The sequence below is a fragment of the Halomonas sp. AOP13-D3-9 genome (assembly GCF_052379125.1).
In the GTDB taxonomy this organism is placed as follows: Bacteria; Pseudomonadota; Gammaproteobacteria; order Pseudomonadales; family Halomonadaceae; genus Vreelandella.
Genome location: NZ_JBQSYH010000041.1, coordinates 1 through 3279, shown reverse-complemented (window position 1 = coordinate 3279; position 3279 = coordinate 1). Strand labels below are relative to the sequence as shown.

Sequence of the window (3279 nt, the reverse complement as noted above, 5' to 3'; positions counted from 1 at the left end):
CGCAGAACAGGTACCGTGATCAGCCGTCGCACAGCGTGGACATAAGCGATGAGCATGCCCCATACGCGTCACTCGGGTAAGACGTTGAGAGGATTCCCCACACGCCTCGCAGGGCTCTGGCTCTCTGAAATAGGGAGCGCAGGCGATACAGACAGGGCCGTAGGGAGTGACCTTGCCGATGTTGTAGTCTGAACTAGCTTTTCCACATCGCGCACACGGTTTGTCAACGTCACACTGGCGACAGACGGCGTCTGGGTCATTCGTTGGCAGACGGGCTAACTCACCACATCGTGGGCACATCCGCCGCTTAAACACACGAGCATAGCAAGTTGAGCAGTAACCATGCCCCTTATGGCGTCGCCACAATTTGGAGACTTCTCGACCACACTCATCGCAGTCGACCGTTTTGTGTTGCTTCAAGAGGTTGGCTCCGCGCTTTCATTCTCCGTTTTAAACGCGCCCATGAGGCTCTCACCGCGCGTTCCGACATGGGGCGATGAGCCGGTAGAGCACGGCAGCGATGCGGCCCATGGGGGTGATGAGATAACCGTGATAGCAGCGGCAACAACACAACGGGGGGTGACTTTCGGGGATCGTGAAGCGCGCTCGTTTTGACATTGCACGTGACCAGAGCACTGAACGTTTCTTCAACGCCTATACTGAGCAAACGCTCCACCGCCGCTAATAAAGCACAACGCTCGTTGACAGGCAGCAGCTCAAACGCCAACCCAGACACAGGCATTCGGCTATCCGTAATCGAAATGTAGTGGTCAACTAATCCCGGACAGTAATTTAAGGTTTTTCTCAGCGGCAACGGGCGAAATGCCGTCGTTGAATGCGTGAGGACGCTGCCGGTTGTAGTAGTCCATCAGATAGCCACCAACATCTTTTTTAGCCTCGGGCAGGTTCCGATATCCCAAGGCTGGTATCCACTCAGATTTCAGGCTCCGGAACAGCCTCTCCATCGGTGCGCTCCTATGTCAAATATTCTCCCGTAATTTTCCAAGATCCCTCATTATCAACGGGAATAATTCTCGAACAATATATCTTTTCAGGCAGCGATGGATTTCCTTAGACGTAAGGCCTTCCGCTGTTCGGCGGTTCACGTAAGCACGAGTTCGGGGGTCGCTTCGCATTCTAACCATAGCAATCGTCCACAACGCATTGTTAGCAGCTCGGCTGCCGCCTCGATTTAGTCGGTGCCTCGTCGTCTTGCCTGAAGAGGCGGGCAGAGGGTTTACACCGCAAAGCGAAGCCAATGCTGCCTCATTCCTTAGGCGCCCAGGGTTGTCACCGGCAACGGACAAAAGAATAGCCGCAGTATGAGGACCTACGCCAAAGCGACTCCGTAACTGTTGCGCATGTGCTTGGGTAAGTGTTTCCAGCTGCTTATCAAATTGTACTAATTCGGCAGCCAGCCTCAGCCATCGCTTGGCAAGTGATCTGAGCGTTGAGGCCAACGCTTGCAAGAGGACACTATCACCCAAGTTGCGAACCTTTGCACAAGCCTTCACGCAGTCGCCTGTTTTCGCTCTCCATAGCTTCTCGCGGATATCCTGTGGTGCACTAACCAGCAAGGCCCGTAATTGATTGATGGCTTGCGTCTTAGCTTTTACGGCGCTGCGCCTGGCCACGGATATGATGCGCATCGCCTCACACGCACCTGATTGCTGTTTAGGTGTGGCGGTCGCTATACCTGACAACACTGCTCGGGCTGCACTCTCGGCATCCGTCGGGTCGGACTTGCCCTGCTGCCGTCGCTTCGATCTATCAGGTCGGTTAACTTCAAGAACCGTGATTTCATTATCGATCAGGAAACGGCAAAGACCTGCACCGTAGGTTCCTGTCCCTTCGATACCTGCACGAGTCAGTGTGCCAAAAGACGAAGCCCAGCTTAGCAAATCAGAATAACCTGCTGAGGTTGCGGAAACAGACCGAGTTCCAAGTAACTGACCTATCTCGCTGATAACCACACCTACATGTACATCCAGGTGTGTATCTACACCTAGAATAACTTCCTGTTGCGGTTCAAGTTTCATGGGACGCACTCCTTAGTGGTGGCGTATTCCCAATCTCAATCGCAGGACAGGACACTCACGGTGCAGAACAAAGCTCCTATTAGGTCACCAACGCTGAGCCCGGGAAGCCTCGGGGAACATCAGTACTGACCGACAGGTCAATGCAAAGGCAATTAAGCCAATCCCAGCACGGGTCAGGCCAATACGATGTTCACAAGAATAGTAGACTGAGTGACGCTCCCAACAGTTGCCACGTCGACTCATGCTTTGTGTCACTCGATAGCGCCAGAGCCTCTGACGGAACTTACGGCTGGCATACTGGCTTCCCTGATCCGAGTGGAACATGACTTTCTCTGGCTGACCACGCTGTTCCCAGGCATGGTCTAGAGCTTTGACGACCAGATCGGCGTCCGGGCTGGATGACATCGCCCAGCCGACAACACGTCGGGCGTATAGGTCCAGCACAACGGCCAGGTAACTCCATCGCTGGCCACTCCAGATATAGGTGATGTCACCGCACCAGACCTGATTAGGCTGTTCTACAGCAAACTCCCGGTCTAGATAGTTCGGGATATCCGGTCGTTCAATGGTAGCTTGCTTATAAGCGTGAGGGCCTGGCTGCTTACAGATTAGCCCTAGCTCACTCATCAACCGTCGAACCTTGAAGCGGCCAATAACCACGCCGTCATCGTTGAGCATGCCTTTGATCGTCCTGCTGCCAGCAGAGCTGCGGCTCTTGGTAAAAAGGCGGCTTACCTGAGCTTTCAGAGCTAGACGCTCAACGTCTATATGGTTCCGTCGTTGGCGGTTCTCGTAATAGCTGGAACGGCTGATATCGAACGCATTGCAGACCATTTCAACAGGCATTTGCTCACTCAACTGGTCTATCAGCGCGTACGATTCATGTCGTCCGACATCAAGAGAGCGGTAGCCTTTTTTAGTATGTCTTTCTCCATCTCAAGCCGCTTGCAGCGGGCTTCCAGCTCCTGGATTCGGCGCTGTTCAGGGGTCAAGGCTTTGCCCATCGGGGTAATGCCCTCACGCTCTTCCGTCAGCTGTTGAACCCAGCGCCGGATGGCGCTTTCCCCAACACCCAGAGAAGTGCTTGCCTGGGGGATGGTGTAACCTTGATCCAGCACAAGGCTGGCTGCTTCCTGCTTGAACTCGGGCGTAAAGGAACGTCGTTTTCTGGTCATCAGACACCTCGTTTATGGTGGCGATCTTACCACCTACGTTGGTGTCCGGAATCAGTGAACCACTA

Annotated in this window: 1 protein-coding gene and 2 pseudogenes; all 3 read right to left on the bottom strand. The window is 54.0% G+C overall.

Going from position 1 to position 3279, the window contains the following annotated elements; all coding sequences use genetic code 11:
- Positions 1-770: 770 nt before the first annotated feature.
- A pseudogene (locus ACT3UM_RS24030) lies at positions 771-974 on the bottom strand (IS3 family transposase); the annotation flags it as partial.
- Positions 975-980: 6 nt separating this feature from the next.
- The gene (locus ACT3UM_RS24025) at positions 981-2039 is read right to left on the bottom strand and encodes an IS110 family RNA-guided transposase (RefSeq protein WP_008958505.1); all 1059 of its coding nucleotides are present in this window, start codon (positions 2037-2039) and stop codon (positions 981-983) included.
- Positions 2040-2255: 216 nt separating this feature from the next.
- Positions 2256-3214, bottom strand: a pseudogene (locus ACT3UM_RS24020) (IS3 family transposase); the annotation flags it as partial.
- Between the last annotated feature and the right edge of the window lie 65 nt (positions 3215-3279).